The 19,772-nt window shown below is 25.8% G+C and carries 15 protein-coding genes; 3 read left to right on the forward strand and 12 right to left on the reverse strand.

The window, feature by feature from the left end:
• Positions 1 to 539: 539 nt before the first annotated feature.
• From BM020_RS07895 to BM020_RS07920, 5 genes are all read right to left on the reverse strand, one after another.
• The gene (locus BM020_RS07895; protein ID WP_067146244.1) at positions 540 to 1,037 is read right to left on the reverse strand and encodes a ferritin; all 498 of its coding nucleotides are present in this window, start codon (positions 1,035 to 1,037) and stop codon (positions 540 to 542) included.
• Between the two features lie 126 nt (positions 1,038 to 1,163).
• Positions 1,164 to 1,319, reverse strand: coding sequence for a rubredoxin (locus BM020_RS07900; protein WP_067146242.1), 156 nt, complete (start codon positions 1,317 to 1,319; stop codon positions 1,164 to 1,166).
• A gap of 89 nt (positions 1,320 to 1,408) precedes the next feature.
• Positions 1,409 to 1,567 carry a rubredoxin gene (locus tag BM020_RS07905; protein WP_067146240.1) on the reverse strand — a complete coding sequence of 53 codons (159 nt, stop codon included), beginning with the start codon at positions 1,565 to 1,567 and terminating at the stop codon, positions 1,409 to 1,411.
• Between the two features lie 411 nt (positions 1,568 to 1,978).
• Positions 1,979 to 2,389, reverse strand: coding sequence for a universal stress protein (locus tag BM020_RS07915; protein WP_067146238.1), 411 nt, complete (start codon positions 2,387 to 2,389; stop codon positions 1,979 to 1,981).
• Positions 2,390 to 2,591: 202 nt separating this feature from the next.
• Entirely contained in the window at positions 2,592 to 4,313 is a 1,722-nt protein-coding gene (locus BM020_RS07920) for an ATP-binding cassette domain-containing protein (RefSeq protein WP_067146237.1), read from the reverse strand.
• A 398-nt stretch (positions 4,314 to 4,711) separates the two neighbouring features.
• On the opposite strand from BM020_RS07920, the gene BM020_RS07925 reads away from it, so the two are divergent.
• On the forward strand, positions 4,712 to 5,350 hold the full coding sequence (locus tag BM020_RS07925; protein ID WP_067146235.1) for a DUF447 domain-containing protein: 639 nt from the start codon (positions 4,712 to 4,714) through the stop codon (positions 5,348 to 5,350).
• Between the two features lie 366 nt (positions 5,351 to 5,716).
• On the opposite strand, the gene BM020_RS07930 is transcribed toward BM020_RS07925, so the two are convergent.
• The 5 genes from BM020_RS07930 to BM020_RS07950 all read right to left on the reverse strand — a co-directional run bounded on the left by BM020_RS07930 (position 5,717) and on the right by BM020_RS07950 (position 17,148).
• Positions 5,717 to 7,945, reverse strand: coding sequence for a hypothetical protein (locus BM020_RS07930; RefSeq protein ID WP_143743979.1), 2,229 nt, complete (start codon positions 7,943 to 7,945; stop codon positions 5,717 to 5,719).
• Positions 7,946 to 8,790: 845 nt separating this feature from the next.
• Entirely contained in the window at positions 8,791 to 11,970 is a 3,180-nt protein-coding gene (locus BM020_RS07935) for a carboxypeptidase-like regulatory domain-containing protein (RefSeq protein WP_067146231.1), read from the reverse strand.
• Between the two features lie 998 nt (positions 11,971 to 12,968).
• The gene (gene cofH, locus BM020_RS07940; RefSeq protein WP_067146229.1) at positions 12,969 to 14,090 is read right to left on the reverse strand and encodes a 5-amino-6-(D-ribitylamino)uracil--L-tyrosine 4-hydroxyphenyl transferase CofH; all 1,122 of its coding nucleotides are present in this window, start codon (positions 14,088 to 14,090) and stop codon (positions 12,969 to 12,971) included.
• 717 nt (positions 14,091 to 14,807) lie between these two features.
• Positions 14,808 to 15,257: a hypothetical protein gene (locus BM020_RS07945; RefSeq protein WP_074798811.1), complete on the reverse strand. Its 450-nt coding sequence runs from the start codon at positions 15,255 to 15,257 to the stop codon at positions 14,808 to 14,810.
• Between the two features lie 211 nt (positions 15,258 to 15,468).
• Positions 15,469 to 17,148, reverse strand: a complete 1,680-nt coding sequence (locus BM020_RS07950) for a right-handed parallel beta-helix repeat-containing protein (RefSeq protein WP_074798813.1) — start codon at positions 17,146 to 17,148, stop codon at positions 15,469 to 15,471.
• A gap of 635 nt (positions 17,149 to 17,783) precedes the next feature.
• Here BM020_RS07950 and BM020_RS07955 point away from each other — a divergent pair.
• Both BM020_RS07955 and BM020_RS07960 read left to right on the forward strand, forming a co-directional pair.
• Positions 17,784 to 18,320, forward strand: a complete 537-nt coding sequence (locus tag BM020_RS07955) for a nicotinamide-nucleotide adenylyltransferase (protein ID WP_067146225.1) — start codon at positions 17,784 to 17,786, stop codon at positions 18,318 to 18,320.
• A gap of 193 nt (positions 18,321 to 18,513) precedes the next feature.
• The gene (locus tag BM020_RS07960; protein WP_067146223.1) at positions 18,514 to 18,951 is read left to right on the forward strand and encodes a molybdenum cofactor biosynthesis protein MoaE; all 438 of its coding nucleotides are present in this window, start codon (positions 18,514 to 18,516) and stop codon (positions 18,949 to 18,951) included.
• A 262-nt stretch (positions 18,952 to 19,213) separates the two neighbouring features.
• On the opposite strand, the gene BM020_RS07965 is transcribed toward BM020_RS07960, so the two are convergent.
• Both BM020_RS07965 and BM020_RS07970 read right to left on the reverse strand, forming a co-directional pair.
• Positions 19,214 to 19,420, reverse strand: coding sequence for a TOBE domain-containing protein (locus tag BM020_RS07965; protein WP_067146221.1), 207 nt, complete (start codon positions 19,418 to 19,420; stop codon positions 19,214 to 19,216).
• A gap of 58 nt (positions 19,421 to 19,478) precedes the next feature.
• On the reverse strand, positions 19,479 to 19,685 hold the full coding sequence (locus BM020_RS07970; protein ID WP_067146219.1) for a TOBE domain-containing protein: 207 nt from the start codon (positions 19,683 to 19,685) through the stop codon (positions 19,479 to 19,481).
• Between the last annotated feature and the right edge of the window lie 87 nt (positions 19,686 to 19,772).

Raw genomic sequence — 19,772 nt, forward strand, 5'->3', positions numbered from 1 at the left:
AGATATTGCCACTATCTTTCCAAGTGGAATATCTATATCTATATCTTTTAAATTGTGTACTTTTGCTCCTCTAACTAAAATTGCATCTTTATACATGATAAAACCTTAAAATAAAAGAGTTATGATTAATTTGAAAATAATTAGTTTATATTAATATAAAATAATAATTAGCTTATAAATATAAATTAGCTTATATTAATATAAAATAATAATTATCTCATAAATATAAATTAGCTTATATTAATATAAAATAATAATTATCTCATAAATATAAATTAGCTTATATTAATATAAAATAATAATTAGCTTATAAATATAAATTAGCTTATATTAATATAAAATAATAATTATCTCATAGATATAAATTAGCTTATATTAATATAAAATTATAAATTAAAATTTTAATCCAATACTTAAATTAAAAAAATATTGTTTAAAAAATAAAAAAAGAAATTTTTTCCAATTTTGAATTAGCACAAAACTGAGAAAAAATTTTAATCTTGGTTTTAGCTTGCCAAAGACAAGAAAAAGAACTGAGTTTATTCTTCAGTTCCACGACCAGCAAGCTCTTCATTGAGTTTGTATAAAATTGATTTGTTGTCACCAGCTAATTTAAGTTTAGCTAAGTTATCCATAGCATTTTCTTCTTCTTCAACTTGTTCTTCAACAAACCATTGTAAGAAGTTGTTAGTTGCATGGTCTTTTTCTTCAATAGCTAAATTTACTAAATCATCGATTAAGCCAGTAACCATTTGTTCATGTTCTAAAACATGTTCAAATGCTGAAAGGGGAGAATCCCATTCAGTTTGTGGAGCATCAATTGTAGTAAGAGTTACTCTTGCTCCTCTTCTAATAATATAATCATAGAATTTCATTCCATGATCTAATTCTTCTGTAGCTTGTACTCTCATCCAGTTAGCAAAACCAGATAAGTCAATGTCTTCAAAGTAAGCTGCCATAGATAAGTATAAGTATCCAGAGTATACTTCTGCATTTAATTGAGCATTTAATGCTGCTTCCATTTTTTCATTTACCATTCTAACACCTTATAACAAAATAAATACTATTAAATTAATCATCAATGACATATTAATAAATACCATTAAATTAATCATTAAAATGATAATTTAATAAATAAAAAAAATAAAAAAATAAATTTAAAATTATTCTTCTACGAAATCTTCTTTTCCTGCACCACATAATGGGCAAAGCCAATCATCAGGTAAGTCTTCAAAAGCAGTTCCTGCTTCAATGCCATTATCTGGGTCACCAACATCCGGATTGTATTCGTATCCACAAATATCACATACAAATACCATATTTTCACCTTTTTACTTTTAAATATTAATATTAATAAGAATTAATTATTATATTCAGTATAAAAATCTTATTAAAAAAATCTAAGAACTTATTGTTTTCTGAACATTTTTTTAACTGCACCACATAAAGGACATTTGAAATCTTCTGGTACATCTTCCCAAGCGGTTCCTGCAGGAACATTTCTTCTTTCTTCACCAGTTTCAGTGTCATATATGTATCCGCAAACACTACATTTGTATTGAGCCATAATCTTACCTCCAATAAATAAAATTTATTTTAATTTTAAAAATATATTATTATAATTAAATAATATACTATTATTTTAATTTTAAAAATATATTATTATAATTAAATAATATACTATTAATTTTAATTTTAATAATATATAAATTGTTTCATTTTATTACAACTTATTTTGATTAAGCTTAGAATGATAACTAATTAAATAAATAAGATAGAATAGGATTAAATTTGAAAAAATAATAAAAAAAGATAAAAAATATAAAAAAAGAATAAAAAAGAATAAGAAATATAAAAAAAAGAGAAAAATAAAAAAGAATAAAAAAGAATAAAAAAGAATAAAAAATATACAAAATGAGAAAAATAAAAAAGAATAAAAAATATACAAAATGAGAAAAATAAAAAAGAATAACTAAAATTATTTTACTAAAATTATAGGAACTTTAGAAACTTTTAAAGCATTTTTTGCTACACTACCAATCTTAGAATAATCTATTTCCTCACACTTATCCATAGATTTACCATAAGCTCCAAAAACAGCAATATCCGGATTGATTTTTCTTATCATAGTTGCCATGTCTTTAATGGGATCTGCAGTAATAATATGTTCCACTACAACCACGTCTTTCTCTTTTCCTTTAGCTGTAATATCGTCTAAAACTGCTCCACCAGCATCATCTAAATCATCATATGAAAAATTAAGAGCAAAATCCATCACATATAAAGCAGAGATTTTAGCATCATATTTACTTGCTAAATCAATAGCTAAATCTACAGCTTTATTCCCACAATTAGAACCATCACTAGCTACTAAAATATTTTTAAACATATTATCATCACGAAATTACTATAAAAATAATTAAAAATCTTTTCATAACAAATAACTGAAGATTTTTTCATAAAAAAATAATTAAAAATCTTTTCATAACAAATAACTGAAGATTTTTTTATAAAAAATAATTGAAAATAATAGGATAATTAAAATAAGCAAATTATTAAAATTATTTAATATAAAAAATAAGATATAGTGATTACATCAAGTAATCAGCATGACAGAATCCTATAAAGTCATCCACTAAGTTATTTACATCTTCACTATCATCTAAAAGCATACCTTTATCAATAAATATAGCCCTATTACTTAATTCTCTAATAAAGTCTGTATTGTGTGAAACCATTACAATAGTAGTGCCGAACTCTTTACATATTCTTTTAAGTGAGTTTGTTACAGTTCTTAATGTTTTAGGATCTAAATCTCCAAATGGTTCATCTAAAAGTAAAATATCTGGTTTAGATACAAGTACAAGTGCAAGCATAGCTCTTACTTTTTGACCACCAGACAATTCATAAGATTTTCTTGCTAAAATGTCTAATGGTAAATCAAGTGCCTCAAATAAATCTTTTACTTCTTCTTTAATTTCAGTCTCTGGAAATTTAGGGAATAATTCTTCTAAAATTGAAGGGTCAAGGCCAATTTGTTCAAGACGTGCTTTAGCTTCCCTTTCAGGTAAATCAGTAAGCTGATATAAAGCATCTAATAAGATATTTGGAAGGCCTAATTCCTTAGCTCTTTCTTTTGCTTCTTCAACCATATCCCATCTTTTATATCCTAGTTTAACCGCCAATTGATTTTGAATAGTAGCATAATACATTAAAGCAAATTCTTGATGCATGAAACCTAAGTTTCTTCTAATTTCCATCCTATCAAGACCTGCCTCTTTAATATTTACCCATGTAGTTTCAACTTCACCATCATTATTTTTATCAAGTTTAAATAAAACATCCCCTTCATCCGGTACATCAAGTCCACCTAACATACGAAGAAGAATTGTTTTACCTGCACCACTTGGACCTACTAAAGATAGGGCATTTCCTCTTTTTACATCAAATTTAATGTCTCTAATATGTAAAACATCTTTACCTTTAAGTAAATAGAATCTTTTATCTAGATTGCATGCTTTAATAAGAGTTTCATCAGTGGATTCGAGGGTTACGTCAATAGGGTCTTCAATATCAGATAAGAATTCATCTACAATCTCATCAACATCCCCTTCTTTTGCAATTTCACCATTTTCTAAAAGAATAAGTCTATCTGCTAAGAATTTATGAATTTCAGGTAAGTGTGAAACCAAGACAATTGTAATGCCTAATTCTTTATTAATTTTTTTAACTGCATTTAAGATTTCTTGTTTAGTTTTAGGACATGCCATTGTAGCAGGTTCATCAAGAAGCATAACTTTAGGCTTTTTAGCTAATTGACGAGCCATAATAAGTCTTTGTTTTTCACCACCACTTAATACAGAAGCTAAATGGTCTGCTTTTTCTTTAAGTCCTACAAGTTCTAGTAATTCATATGCTTCTTTATCAAATTGATTGTGAGCTTCTTCAAATTCAGTATTTGCTTCATCACCATATTTTGCACCATATAATTTTCTTACAACATTATCAAGGGCAGTTTCAGGCCAAATACCAAAAGATCTTTGAAGATGAATAGCAGTTTCTTTTTTAACTTGATTAAAATAAAATTGAGAGGAATCTGGCTTTAAGGTGTATCTGTCTATTTTAACTTCACCTTCATCAAATTTTTCCACCCCTCTTAAGATTCTCAAGAGAGTTGTTTTACCAGAACCACTTGTTCCTAAAATACCTACAATTTCTCCTTGTTTAAATTCAAGATTAATATTTTTAAGGGCATCTATTTCTTCCCCATTATCTAATTTATATGATTTAGAAAGGTTTTTAATACTTATCATATACATCACGATTTATTTTATAAATGATTTTTTATTTATTAAAATAATTAATTTTTATTTATTATAAAAATTATTTTTTATTAAAATTTAAATTAATTTTTATTATATTAGAACAATTAATTTTTATTAAAATTTAAATTAATTTTTATTTATTAGAACAATTAATTTTTTTGAAAAATTTTTAATTAATTATCAATTAATCATACACTATTATACTATTATATTAACATTATATTTAAAACCTTTTTTATTTTTCTTTCAAAAAGTTATTTTATTATATAAATTAGAAAAATCTTAGTGATTTTAAAAATAAATTTTATAACTAAAATTTGATAAATATACTAATAAGTTTATTATTTATAAAAAATTAATTTGAAAATAAATTTGGAGAAATGAAAATGTCATTTAGTTTAGAAAGTATTGGGATTAAAGCTGGAGGAAAATATGAAACTATCTACACCACAATGAATAAAGCTGGTGAAGTGGATGCTGCTCCAATTGGATTAAAATGTATTGATGATTATGCAGTACTTGCACGTATATTTGAAGGTAGTAAAACCTTAAAAAACATTAAAGAAACTGGTATTTTTGTTGTAAATATAACAAGTGACCCTCATGTATTTGCACGTTCATTATATGGTAATTTAGAAGAAGAGGAATTTGTCCGTGATGGGGATATTGCTTATTTAAAAAATACTGATGCCTACTTTATTGCACTTGTTAAATCAATAGAAGATAAAGAAATTGATAAAGACCATGTTAATGATGGTGCTAAATTCAGTATTATTAATGCAGAATCTTTAAAGATCATAATCAATAAGCAAGGTGCAAAAGCTCTTAATAGAGGAATATTTGCATTTTTAGAATCTCTTGTTGATTTTTCAAGAATTGATATAATTGATGAAGAAAAAAAAGAAGAGTACATCAATCGTTTTAAGGAAAATGAAAGACTTATTGATGTTGTAGCAGAAGGAGAGCTTAAAGAAGCAATGAAAGATTTAAAAGAAAAATTAATTGAAAAAGGTCTAGATTTATAAATTTAAATCTTTATTTTAAAAAAAACAATACAAACTAAAAAAAAAAAACATACTAAACCCTTATAAACAATTATACAAAGTATAATTAATTAAATCAGTATAGATAGATGATTAAAAAAATAAAAAAAGAAAACAAGCTAAAATAGTATAAATGATTATTCCATAAAAAACCACTCAACTTTTTAAAACTAAAATTTTATCATTAATTTTAAAATTAAAAAACTATAAATCCATTTATTTATTAAAGCCTTTTTTAAAAATAAAAAATAAAAATAAAATACATTTAAAAAAAATCTTTATATCTTTCTAAACATACCTTATTTCTTATTTTAAATAAAAAAAAACTAAATTTATTGTTCTATGATTTTATTCCTCTTCATCTTTACCTTTCTGACGGTTATAACCAACAAATAACAATAACAAAGCCAAAACAGAAATACCAGCTAATTGAAGATAATTTATAGATTTACTTACTAAATCATTCCTCTCATCAATCTCATAAGCATCAGGATCAGTAGCAGAACTGCCACCATCACTAGGGCTGCTAGCACTAATACCAGGACTGGATGTTCCACCAACACCAGGAGCAGTATCCCTATCAGAACCAATCACACTATTACTGCTAGGATTAGACCCATTACTAGAAACGCCACTACTTTTATTATTATCATTAGCACTATTAGTTCCACCAGAACTACCATTAGTATTCCAAGGAGCTGTGCCATTACCTTTATTCTCAGTTAAGCCAGTACCATTAGAATCATCATGATAATACTTAGGAACAATAATATTAGGTACAATACTTTTATGGTTTTTTAACCAATCAGGTAAGTCATCCTCACTTAAAGTATTCTTAAACTGCCCATCAGTGTTATTACGAATGGTACAATTAATATTTTTACCTAGACGAACAGCACGATTACCACTATTATAATTAGTATTTAACACATTATTCGCAATAATTGAATTAACAACTAAAGAATCAGTACCAGATAAAGAAACAGCATAACGACCATTAGTTGTCACATTATTATACTGAATATTATAGCTATGGTTACCTTTAGTATTCTGTGAATAACTAATACCATAAATATTATTATTAGCACTATAATTACCAATATTATTAACTATAATAGTGTTATTCCAAATCAAATCATCAGAATCCTGTACTTCAATACCAGCAACCAAAGCCCAATAATGTGTACTAGCAAGGCCAGTTACATTAATGAAATTACTGATAATATCAATCTTAGTAGCACCATAATAATTTTGAGAATAAATACCAATATTCGGGCCAAAATTAGCACTACTAATATTATTATAAGCAATTTTAACATTATAAGATGGTCCATTCACCTGAATAGGATATGCAGTACCCATACCAGTACGACCGCCAGTAGTACGAATATGAATCTGATTATTTAATATAGTAACATCATTTGCAAAATACAAATCAATACCTTGAAGATAGTTATCTTTACCATCCTTACTATCAAAATCCTCACTATAAATACTGTTCTTCTCAATTACAGCATTATTACAAGCATAGATAATAATAGTATCTAAAGTAGGATAGTTAGTACCTCCACCATTAACATAAGAAGATATTTTATTATTTGATAATATTAGATTATCACATCCTTGTGCAACAAAGGAAGCAACAGCATCCATACTAACACCACCATAAATATCAGCTGCCCAGTTAACAGAACGTAAAGGTAAAGAAGTATTTAGATTGTTACCATAAATTATAGCATTATCTGTTTGATCAATAAAGATACCATAATCCCAGCCACCTTTCAAATTGTTAGCTAGAAAGTTAAATGTATTGTTAGCTAAAGTAAGGTTTTGAATCTTATTTCCACTACTACCTTCGCTATAAACACAAAAACCATTAGTAGCCTCAGGAACAGAATAATTCATACTACAATTAAATATAATACAATTATTCCCCAAGACCAATATACCAGCATAATCGTTATTAGCAAACTCTTGATTTAAGAGAAAGTTAAGTCCAGTAAGCATAATATTATTAGACTCAAGACAAAATACAGTGTTTGTTAATAATGAATTATTACCAATAAGCTTAACATTAGGTGACTTAATATCTATAATACCTTTATCAATAAACTCACCATTAAAGACTAAAATAGAACCTTCAAATTCCTCCTTTAATACCCCATCAATAAAATATGATGTGAAATTATTAGAATCAACATAATAAACAGAATCATTATTAGAACCTTTTAAACCAGTACAACCAGCACTTAAATCATTACCAGAACCTTTTAATGAATCTTTAGAAACTGTTTTTAAATCTGATTCCTTTAAAGAATCTTTAGATTCAACATCATCCTCAACAGCACAATTATCATATTTAGAAGAAGAATAATCAGAACACAAAACACAATTATCCTCAGCAGTATCCTCACTTAAATCAGATGAAGAAGTAAATCTATCAACACTAACATCCCCACCAAATGAAGAAGAAATATTATCATCACTAATGTCAACTGCAGAAACAGAAGAGAAAGAAAACAACAATATTGTTAAAACCAATGAAGATAACAGAATATATTTATTAATCTTTTGCATTTTAAGTCCAACTACCAAATCATTTTATCTTTTTTATATATTCTAAAATATATGTTAAAACTATAAAAAAACAATAATAAAAAATACAAGAAAAAATAATACAAAAAGAGATTATTAAAACCTATGGAATTTAGATTAAGTTCCTATTATATTATTTCCCAAATAAAAAATCATTAATAATTTTTTTTACAAATCAAACATATAATTTTAAATATAAAATATACTTAAAGTTTAAATAAACAAAATAAAATTCGCCTATTTTTTCCTTTTCTTAAAGTTTAAATAAACAAAAATAAAATTCGCCTATTTTTTCCTTTTCTTAAAGTTTAAATAAACAAAATAAAATTCGCCTATTTTTTCCTTTTCTTAAAGTTTAATAAATTTTTATAAAAATTTATCCAATATTCTAATCATAATAGATTAAAATAAGAATTTAAACATAATAATTTAGAGTCCAAAAGAAAAATAAGTAATTAAAAATAGAATAAAATAAATAATTCTCCTCTATTTAAAACTACCAAACTAAATTTTTTTATATATAAAAAAATTTTATCAAGTTTTTTAAAGTTTTGAAACTAAATAAATTACTAATTTTTTAAATAAACCCCTTTTTTATAATAAAAGAAATTTATTTATTATTCCAACCATAATAAAGAATGATTAGAATAAGAAATAAATCTAAATTATCAAATAAAAGATTCTAAAAACCTGATTAATAAACTAAATTATCAAATAAAAGATTCTAAAAACCTGATTAATAAACTAAATTATCAAATAAAAGATTCTAAAAACCTGATTAATACTTTAAAAAATAAAAAAAATAAGAGAAAAATGTTAATTTTTCCCTATTTTTTAACAGTTATTTTTACTTTTTTACTTAATGCTTTGAAGTATTTGCTTCCTGAGAACTTAATAGTTCCAGTGTATTTACCTTTTTTGCTTAATTTAACTTTAAAAGTAGCAACACCCTTTTTATTGGTTTTTACAGTATAAGTCTTCTTAGCAAGCTTAAGCCTAAGTTTAGTATTCTTCAACACCTTTCCTTTATTGTCTTTAAGTGTAACAGTTAATTTTTTAACTTTAGCTTTAACTTTAAATGTTTTAGCTTTACTCTTAATTTTAGGCTTTGCCTTACTCACAACCACTTTAGAACTTACACTAGAAGCAAAATAATCACCATCACCATCAAATTTAACACTAACAGCATAAGCTCCAGGAACCAATGTAGCAACATTAAAACTAACTTCACCTTTACTATTAGTAGTTAATATCCTACTAATAGACCCCACCTTAACAATTAGTTTCTTACCAACTAAAAGATTACCATTTTTATCAGCAAGAGTAATAGCGAGTTTCTTAGCAACATTATAAGTAGCACTAACTTTAGGAGCTGTAAGTTTAGTAGCAGTTTTAGAAGGACCTAGAGGAGTAGTATTAGTGCTGTTAGTATCATTTACAACCTCATCAGTAAAATTAAAGAATTTACTACCATTAACTGGATTGTATGATTCATTACCAAGATAACTTACAAAAATAGTAAGCTCACCACTTAAACCACCAATAGTAACTTTACCATTTTCATCAGTAGTAGCATTTTGCTCATCTCCACCATTTACACTGTATTTAACAGTAGCACCAGCAATAGGAGCACTAGCATTATCAGTTAAAATAACTACAACAACACCTTTATCAGGTGAACTAATATCAACAACACTATCAACAGCAAGAACCTTAAGCTTAGTAGCATTTAAATAATTATGAGCAAAATCACCTACAGAATTTACACTAGTATTAGCATCAAAATCATAATCACAATCCTCAATAGCACAGTAATCAGTAAATTCAATATCTCCAGGAATATCAACAACACCACTAAAATTACAATTAGAGAAATTACAATCATAGAAATAAATACCATCCTGATCTATAAAATCACCATCTTTAAAAACAATAGAATCAGCAACAATATTATCAAAACTACAATTATTCAAAAAAACCCTACCATACTTATAAACAGTAAACAAAGAATTTACACTATTAACATCCTTAAACTCACAATTATCAAAAGTTAAATTATAAGTAACACCAAATGGTGTCTCTTCTAAATTCTCAATTTCAGCAATACCTTTCGCAATATTTATACTTGAATTAACAAAAGTACAATTAATGAAATTAGAATTCATAGTTACATTCGCAACATTAATAGTAAAATTAATAAATGTTAATATAGGAGTAGGATCACCGAATGAATTTACAGTAGTTCTAAGTGAAGTAAAAATAGCATCTTTACTTTGAGCTATAAAAGTAACACTTTTACCTCGATTAGAAAAAATATATTTATAATCCCCATCTGCAAGATAAATAATTCCATTATTATTTATACGGGCATAAGCCATAAATAACCCCTCATTATCTATAAATGACCCTATTGGTACTCCATATGCTTGTTCCCAACTTTGACCATCAACATCTTCATAGGAATTTGTTGATGAAAGATTGACATAAATTACATCATGAGGCAAATTATCTCTAAGAATATTTTTAGAGGATAATTTAATATTATTTTCAGAATCAAATAATTCTTCAGATACAACTACATTATTTGAAGTCACAGGATTATTAAATGTATTATTTGTTCCAAGATTAGTCTGATAGCAATTAGTGAAGTTATTAAATGAAAATGTGTAATTTCCACTAAGTTGCACAGTATCAGAACTAGTTAAAGTATGATTAATAAAACTATTATTACAAATTATTACTTTAGGTATTCCTGCAGTAATATTTTCATACCCCTGACTATACGCAGCAATTGCTTGACCAGTTTTAGCAACATTATGAATAAAAGTAGAATCAAAAACTTTTAATAATCCACTATTCATAGCAGAAATTGCACCACCAGTTCCAGTAGAAGGAGTCTCATTAGTATTACCACATAAATTTGTATTATTTTCAAAAGTACAATTACTAATAGTTATATTATAAGCAGAACCCCAATTAGAACATCCAATAGCACCACCACCAGCACTAGTATGACACTTGTTTTCTTTAAAGATAGAATTATATACTCTTAACTTACTGTAGGTATATAATGCTCCACCATTCCAACCAGCAACATTAGCAGTAAAATTAGAATTATTAATTACAGTTTGAGCATTACTATGAGTATGAATTGCACCTGCCCACCATGCAGCAGAATTATTAATAAACTCAGAATTATTAACACTTAAAATTCCACAATTATTAATTGCACCAGGTTCAACACTAGCAGAATTATTAATAAATTTACACTCATCAACATTCATTACAACACCAGTTACAGTTCCTGCTTTATAATTACTTACAACACCATAACCTGCAGAAGAATTAGTAATATTACAAGCAATAAGACTCATAGTACCATCAGTATTATAAATCACAGCATTACGACCAGTACCTGCACTAATATTATAAAAACTACAATTTTCAAACACATTAGTACCTGCTAACTGAAGAAGATTACTAACATTCATATTCCTAAATTTAACATTAATAAAAGTAATGGTCAAAGCAGAATTCTCATTTAAAAAAGGAACTCCAGTATAAGTCCCAGTAATATAACTACTATCAGTACCAATAATAGTAGCACTATTAGTGAAATTAATTTGATTTGTAGGAACATAACTAGTACCAGTTAAAGTAATAATTTTATCACCAGATGACTCACATGCTCCTTCTAAAACATCCCAATTAGATGCATTTACTGGGGTTCCTCTAGTTAAATTTACATTTTCTTTATTATTGTCTATTTCAACAGCATTTGATTCTTCATTTATTTGTTCTTCTGCTGCATCATCAGATACAGTTGTTATAGCTTCAGTTGAAACACTATCACTTACATCCTCTTGGACACTATCTAAACTAACAGCATCATCAACAGAACCACTAACAAAATCGGTTGATACATCTTCAGCTGCACTTACAGTCCCTATGAAACAACAAAGAAGAACTAATAAAATTGCAAAAAATTTTATATTCTTTATCTTCATATAAATTCCCTCATAAAAATTTTTTTAACATAAAAATTTACAAAGCTTTTTTTTAATTTATCAATTTTCATAAAGAAAGATAAACTAAAAATCCAATTTTAAAATAAATTATTCAAAAGATATAATCTCTTTATATGTTTATAATGAAATAAACATAAAAAAATATTACAAAACCTATAATTTTTTTTAATAAAAACTTAGTAAAAAATGGATAAAAAACTAAGTTTTTATAAAATCAACTTGAATTATACTGACAAAATTTTATATTTTATCAAGCCAGATTAATAATTATTAAAATTGATTTTATAATACTATATATAGATATAGATATATTTAAATATTACTAAATTAATTTAACAATAAATTTTTCTTAAAAATAAGACTATTTATAATATAAACCACTTAAAAAATAAAAAAATAAAAGAAGCTAAAATATTATGACCAATTATACCAAAAATGATGAATAGAAATTATAAAAAAATAACTAAATCATTTTATTGTAAATATAGTTTTAAAAAAAGAAAAATACAAAAAAAGCAATATTGAAATTAATAATAAATGCAATATAAGTATGAAAAGGCTAAAATGGTAGCAAAGAAAGAATATACTGAATTTAGGCCAATAAAAAGATAAAAATCATCCCTCTGATTTCGATAATTATTAGAAAATCTAGAAGAAATAAAATAGTAAAATATAAAAAAATCTAGTTTTTTAAAGGTTTTATCATTTTTCTCTATAAAAAAATATAAGAAAATGAAATAGAAAAAATTCAGTTGTCAAAAATTTTTTAAAAACTGTATCTTATGGAAAAATAGAAAAAAATTATAACATTGATGCAATCTTTTAAAATTAGAAGAATACCTTATAAATAATCATTCTAAATCTTGAACACATAGATAAATGATAAAAATAAATAATTAAAAATTATCAAACAAAAACAAACAAAAATAAATAATTAAAAATTATCAAACAAAAACAAACAAAAATAAATAAAAAAATTAAATATTTATTGGATAAAATTCAGTATATTCAGAGTTTCGCTCTATTGGAACTCTATCTAAATCTTTTACTATTTTACTTAGGTCTTTTATACTTGCATTTACACCATCTGGAGCTCCAGAAGCTTCAGATAATTCATCTCCACCTAAAGTTCCACCTAAGTCATTTGCACCTGCCATAAGAGAAACTTGTGCAAATCTAAAACCCATTTTAACCCAAGAGACTTGAATATTTGGAATAATGTCTCTAAACATTAATCTTGCTACTGCATAAAGCTTTAAATCTTGAGTACCAGTAGCTCCTAAATCCCTTTGGCCTTCTAAAAAGATTGGAGAATATTCATGCATAAAAGTCATTGGAATAAATTCATTAAATCCACCAGTTTCTAGTTGGATTTCTCTTAAAATATCTAAATGCCTAACTCTTTCTTCCATAGTCTCTACATGACCATACATCATTGTAGCAGAACCTGTAATACCTGCTTCATGAGCTATTTTAATTATATCTATCCAATCTTGTGTATTAACTTTTTTAGGACAGATAATCTCTCTTGACCTATCTGATAAAATTTCAGCAGCAGTTCCAGGTAATGTACCTAAACCTGCTTTTTTTAATACTTTAAATGCCTCATCTACAGGGATTTGACTATTTAATGCAGCATCCCTAACCATAGTAGGAGAAAATCCGTGAATTTCTACTTTGGGATAATGAGATTTAAGTAATTTTAAAATATGCTCATAGTATTCAATAGTTGCATCTTCAAGTACACCACCCATAACACAAAATTCACGAGCACCATCAGAAATTGCACCTTTAGCTTTTTCTAAAATACCTTCATCATCTAATAAATAAGCTTCCGGATTATTTGCATCTTTACCAAAAGCACAGAAACTACAACGTATATGGCAAATATTTGTGAAGTTAATATTACAATTATTAATAAATGTAACTTTATCTCCAACTATTTCTTCACGTACTGCATCTGCAGTAGCTAAAAGTGGATAGATCTCAGAGCCTTTTAGCTTCATTAAATAATTCCCATCATCAACTGATATAGGCTCATCAAAGGCACTATCTAATATTTTCTTGAGTTTAGATGCTACATTAATTCTATTATACATAATTTTAAATCAGTCCTATATTACATATAAACTTTTCTATAAAATTTATAAAATAATTAATTTAAATTAGTTAAATTAATTGATTTTAACTTAAAATTGATTAAATTATTAATAAAGAAAAGATAATTTTTATAATTAATTTAAGTTAAAAATTAGATATTTTTAGATGAAAATGTTCATTTTTATACATGATAATTTTTTTATTTTTTTAAACTGTTATTTAATTTTTTGGATTTGTTGAAATCCTATTTAAAATATATTATAGCTATGTTTTTAAAGAATTTCTACAAGATCTGGAACATTGGAAATTCCTAAAAATCTTAGGAATCTCACTTGAAAATTCAATTACCTTCACAAATTTAAAGATTAAATTAAATCCAAAAGGTTTTTAATTGGATAAAAATTCTAAATTTTGATAGCATTTTTATAATATCCTTTAAATATTTCACTATAATAAATCTGAAGCCATCATTTCATCACATTAAAAAAAAAAAACATTGAGCATAGTTTCTAAAATAATTATAAAAATAATAGAAAAATTAGATTATCATTATAAATCATTATTAGTATAAAAACTCATTTTAAAAATTATTATTTAAAAAAAAATAGAAAATAGTCTAGATTATTTAATTAAGTTTTAAATTTTTACTTAATTTTAAAACTTTTAAAAAAAAATAAGGAAAAAAGATAAGGGGTGTTTAACACCATTATCTTTTTTTATTTGATTTTTATTGAGTTTGTTATTTTTGCTTTACCATATTGTGTGTAAAGATTGTATTTGCCTTTTTTTAGGTTTCTGATTTTTAGTGTTGCGATTCCTTTTTTATTGGTTTTGATTTTATATGTTTTTCCTCTGAATCTAAATCTTACTGTCTTTCTAGCTAGTGGCTTTCCTTTAATGCTTACTAACTTAACATAGAATTTTATTGTTTTTCTTTTCTTCTTTACAATATTTTTAGCAGTCAATACAGGTTTAACAGTGATTTTATTCTTTTTAACAAATTTACCATACTTTGTGACTATTGTATAGGTTTTTGGTTTTAGTTTTATTTTTAGGCTTGCATAACCATTCTTGTTTGTTTTTTTGATGTAGGTTTTTCCAGCTATTGTAAATTTAACTATCTTTCCAGCACCAACATGCTTACCATATACATTGATTATTCGCACTCTAAATGTTCCACCTCTAAAATAGATTTTAAGGTTTTTATTTTTTGTTATAGGTGAATCTAAAATGTTTAAAGTAGTTACAATAGTACTTGGACCATATTCACTATTACCATTAAAACTAGCTATAACCTTATATTTTCCAGCTTTCTGTTTAAGGGTTAATGTTGCATAACCTTTACTGTCTGTTGAAACTATCTCTAATATGAATGTATCAGGGAGAATGGGTTAATGTTGCATAACCTTTACTGTCTGTTTGTATATCATATTTTTTGTTTGCAATTGTTATTTGGATGTTTTGATATATTAAAGGGTTTCCTTTGTAGTTTGTTAGTTTTATAGTGTATTTAGTACCATCATTATAAAACATATAAACCTTACTAGCACTTAGATAAGAATCACCAGTTATAGTCAAATAATTAGTAAACTCAGTACCGTCCTTATCAAATTTCATTGTAATTTCGTGCTTTCCATTGTCTAAATTATAAAAAGTAACATAACCATCATTTATCAAACCACTCTGAATTTCATTACCATTTTCATAGTAATAAACCCCATAATCACTATCTCTGTAGTAGATTAGATTATCAACTTTGACCACAGCTGTATTTTTAGGACGATAAATAACAAAAAAACATGCAGATACATCAGTATTGTTTTTATACAAATAAATAGCATCCCCATAATACTTAGCACTATTATTAACAAAAGAACAATAACTTAAAAGACCATTATCACCATCCCAAGCAACAGCACCACCACGATCATTAGCATGGTTATTAACAAAATAGCAAGAACTTAAAGCACCATTATCAGCCTCCCAATAAACAGCACCTCCATCATAATTTACATGGTTATTATTAAAAGAACAAACTTCTAAAGTGCCATTATAACCAGGCCAATAAACAGCACCTCCATAATATTCAGCATGGTTATTAGTAAAAGAACAAGCACTTAAAAGACCATAGTCACCATCCCAAGCAACAGCACCACCAAATCGATCAGCTCTATTATTAACAAAAGAACAATCTTTTAAAACATTATAACTATTACCCAAATTAACAGCACCACCAAACCCATTAGCATGGTTATTAGTAAAAGAACAAGCACTTAAAGTACAATTTTCACCAGACAAACTGATAGCACCACCATGCTCACCAGCATGGTTATTAGTAAAAGAACAAGCACTTAAAAGACCATTATCACCCCACCAATTAACAGCACCACCCCAATAATTAGCATGGTTATTAACAAAGGAACAGCTACTCATATTACCATATTCACCATCCCACTTAACAGCACTACCAGACTCAGCATGGTTATTAACAAATGAACAACTGCTCATCTTACCATAAGTTCCATTCCAATAGATAGCACCACCATCATAATCATTAGTGATATTGGCATTTATGAATTTTATATTTTTTAATGTGACATGATTGCCAGTTATATTGAGTATTTTTGTTGATAATTTTCCATCAAGTACATGGTTTTTACCATCAATAGTTATGCGTTTGTTAATAACTATCTCCGAATTACCAGGTGAATAACTATAATCTTTATCTAGAGTTATTACAGCTCCTGGTTTTGCATCGTTGATTAGTTTTTGTAAATCTTTGAATGATGAACCTGGGGCTTTTAAGTTATCCTCATTCATTTCAACATTGGCAACATTAACATCATCATCTTTTCCTTCAGCTTCTGAAGCTATTGGACTATCCTCCTTTGGTTCAACCTTGAGGTTTTCTTCCACTATTTCTCCAGCATCTATAGTTGCTGTATTTTCATTTAAACCTATTTCCGACGTTGTATTATCTTGTGCTGAAACAGCAGCAACCGATAAAAACATTAAAAATAGAAACAATATTACAATTTTATTTAAATTGCTAACCATTTTTATTACTCTCCGATTTTATTTGTTCATTTAATTAAATAAAATTAAGCACATAAATATGTATAACTAATTAATAATAATTCTATACAACCATCTATAAATAATTAACCATTCCGAATAAAGATTGGCTCTCTTGAAATCATTACTTTCTAATTGAATTAATCATAGATGATGTAAATCAAGGATTGAATTCAGCTTCTTTATTTAATAAATTAGTAGTTATTTCAATATAAACTGAATTTAAATTATTTTAAAAACTTTATATTCAATTTTAATCAAATTAAAAATTTTTTTTTAATCTATAGGTGTCCGCCAAAAATATATTTTTTTAGAATTTCTTTCTTTATTTTCTAAATAAATAGATTTTAGAGCTTTTTAAAATAATTTTTGTACTTTTGGCGAACATTCCTATTTGCAATTCAAATGAAAAAGGATTTCAAGAGGGAATTTTTTTAAATAAATAGCATGCTAATTTTGTAGGCTATAATCGGCAAAATTACTAAAATTATTCTTTTTCTCCACTATAATAGGCGAAACTAGTAAAAATATAGTTGACAGGAAATTATAAAAAAATGGACTATTTAAAAAGATAAAATAATCAAATATTAATATTATAAAAAATAAAATGAGATATAATGAAAAAAGTAACACGTGGCTTATTACTTGGAAGAATGCAACCTGTTCATAATGGCCATATACAAATTATAGAAAAGACATTAAACTATGTTGATGAAGTTGTAATCGGTATTGGAAGTGCTCAATTAAGCCATGAGCTTAAAGATCCATTTACAGCAGGTGAAAGAATTATGATGCTAACTCAAGCTTTAGATGATTATGATATTGACCCTAAAAGATATTATATCATACCTATTGAAGATATTAATAGAAATGCTTTATGGGTTGCTCAAGTTAAGATGTTAACTCCTCCTTTTTCTAAAGTTTATAGTGGAAATCCACTTGTTAAACGATTATTTAAAGAAGAGGGATATGAAACTTATCAACCAGAATTATTTGATAGGGAAGTTTTATCTGGAACTGAAATAAGGTATAGAATTTTAAATGACGGTGATTGGAAATCATTAGTTCCTAAAGCTACTATTGAAGTTATTGATGAAATAGATGGAGTTAATAGAATAAAAGAATTAAGCAGAAAAGAAATTAGTGAAAAATAATTCTTTTTCATTTACTATTTTTTTAAATAAAAAAATAACAATAGTTATATTTATTAATAAAAAAATTAAATATATTAATTAAATTATACAAAATAATTTTATTAAAAGAAATCTAATATGATAATTAAAAAAATAAAAGATTTTTAAAAAAAAATCAAGCTTAAAATTTATTTTTTATTATTAGGATGATAAAATGGTAATTAAAATTGTAGAAAAGAATGAAGAATACTTTACTATTGGAGATTTAATAGAAGATATTAAAAAATCACAAAGAGTTGATCAAGCAGGAGCTATTTACAGTTTTGAAGGGATTGTAAGGGGAAGTGAAGAAGATTTAACTGTTGATAAACTTACATTAACTCTTCCAGATAAAGAAAAAGGATTAGCTGAAATTGAAGCAATTGCTGAAAGTGCTAAAGTAAAACATGGAGTATTTGAAATAAGTGTTATTCATTATATTGGAGAGTTCTACACAGGAGATCAATTATTCTTAGTTGTAGTTCTTGGACCTCATAGAGGTGAAACTTTAGATGCTCTTGTTGAAGTTGTTGAAAGAGTAAAACATGAAATCGAATTTAAAAAAGAAGAAATTTCTAATAAAGGAACTAAAGTTATAATGGCAGGAGGATAACTCTTCTTCCATTAATTAACCACCATCCATAAATCATATCATTAAAAAAAAAACTTTCTAAAACTAAAAAAATTAAATGAATTAATAAAAAAAACTATTTTAAAATTAAAAAATAAAATAAAAAAAGATAGATTTTATAAAAAATCTATAAAAATTACCTAAATACTAGAATACTTATTTTAAATGTTTAAAATTAAAACATTTAAAAAATTAAAATAAAAAATACTATATAAATAAAAAAGAAAGGATAAATAGAATAAATCTATTTAGCTACCATAATTTCAGTAGATTTAATAACTGCCTTTACTTCATCACCACCAGATAATTCTAAATCTTCAGCAGATTCTCTAGTGATTGCAGCAGTGATTAAAGTTGGATCTTCTACTTTAATTTTAATACTTGCCATTACTTCGCCTAATTTTACACTTTCAACAGTACCTTTAATTCCATTTCTTGCACTAATTTTCATAATATCATCAAAAAAAAAAAAAAAAAAAAAAAAATAATTTGTTAAAATCGGTAAAAATTTATTTAGCTACCATAATTTCAGTAGATTTAATAATAGCTTTTACTTCATCTCCTTCTTTTAAGTCTAAATCTTCTGCAGATTCTTTAGTAATAATTGCAGTAATTATGCCTGGTTCTTCAACAGCAATTTTAATACTTGCCATTACTTCACCTAATTTTACATCATCGACTTTTCCTTTTAATCCATTTCTTGCACTAATTTCCATAATAATTGCCTCACTTAATTTTTTTGTTATAAATATACATTTTTTAATTGTATACACTATAGTTATTCTTAATAGTATATAAATGTT

Origin of the sequence: Methanobrevibacter olleyae (assembly GCF_900114585.1) — an archaeon.
Taxonomy (GTDB): Archaea; Methanobacteriota; Methanobacteria; order Methanobacteriales; family Methanobacteriaceae; genus Methanobrevibacter; species Methanobrevibacter olleyae.

What these genes read in the sequence shown, in the direction of transcription:
- BM020_RS07895 (WP_067146244.1), bottom strand. Translation starts at nt 1,037, where the DNA reads ATGGTAAATGAAAAAATGGAAGCAGCATTAAATGCTCAATTAAATGCA.
- BM020_RS07900 (WP_067146242.1), bottom strand. Translation starts at nt 1,319, where the DNA reads ATGGTATTTGTATGTGATATTTGTGGATACGAATACAATCCGGATGTT.
- BM020_RS07905 (WP_067146240.1), bottom strand. Translation starts at nt 1,567, where the DNA reads ATGGCTCAATACAAATGTAGTGTTTGCGGATACATATATGACACTGAA.
- BM020_RS07915 (WP_067146238.1), bottom strand. Translation starts at nt 2,389, where the DNA reads ATGTTTAAAAATATTTTAGTAGCTAGTGATGGTTCTAATTGTGGGAAT.
- BM020_RS07920 (WP_067146237.1), bottom strand. Translation starts at nt 4,313, where the DNA reads ATGATAAGTATTAAAAACCTTTCTAAATCATATAAATTAGATAATGGG.
- BM020_RS07925 (WP_067146235.1), top strand. Translation starts at nt 4,712, where the DNA reads ATGTCATTTAGTTTAGAAAGTATTGGGATTAAAGCTGGAGGAAAATAT.
- BM020_RS07930 (WP_143743979.1), bottom strand. Translation starts at nt 7,945, where the DNA reads ATGCAAAAGATTAATAAATATATTCTGTTATCTTCATTGGTTTTAACA.
- BM020_RS07935 (WP_067146231.1), bottom strand. Translation starts at nt 11,970, where the DNA reads ATGAAGATAAAGAATATAAAATTTTTTGCAATTTTATTAGTTCTTCTT.
- cofH (WP_067146229.1), bottom strand. Translation starts at nt 14,090, where the DNA reads ATGTATAATAGAATTAATGTAGCATCTAAACTCAAGAAAATATTAGAT.
- BM020_RS07950 (WP_074798813.1), bottom strand. Translation starts at nt 17,148, where the DNA reads ATGGTTAGCAATTTAAATAAAATTGTAATATTGTTTCTATTTTTAATG.
- BM020_RS07955 (WP_067146225.1), top strand. Translation starts at nt 17,784, where the DNA reads ATGAAAAAAGTAACACGTGGCTTATTACTTGGAAGAATGCAACCTGTT.
- BM020_RS07960 (WP_067146223.1), top strand. Translation starts at nt 18,514, where the DNA reads ATGGTAATTAAAATTGTAGAAAAGAATGAAGAATACTTTACTATTGGA.
- BM020_RS07965 (WP_067146221.1), bottom strand. Translation starts at nt 19,420, where the DNA reads ATGAAAATTAGTGCAAGAAATGGAATTAAAGGTACTGTTGAAAGTGTA.
- BM020_RS07970 (WP_067146219.1), bottom strand. Translation starts at nt 19,685, where the DNA reads ATGGAAATTAGTGCAAGAAATGGATTAAAAGGAAAAGTCGATGATGTA.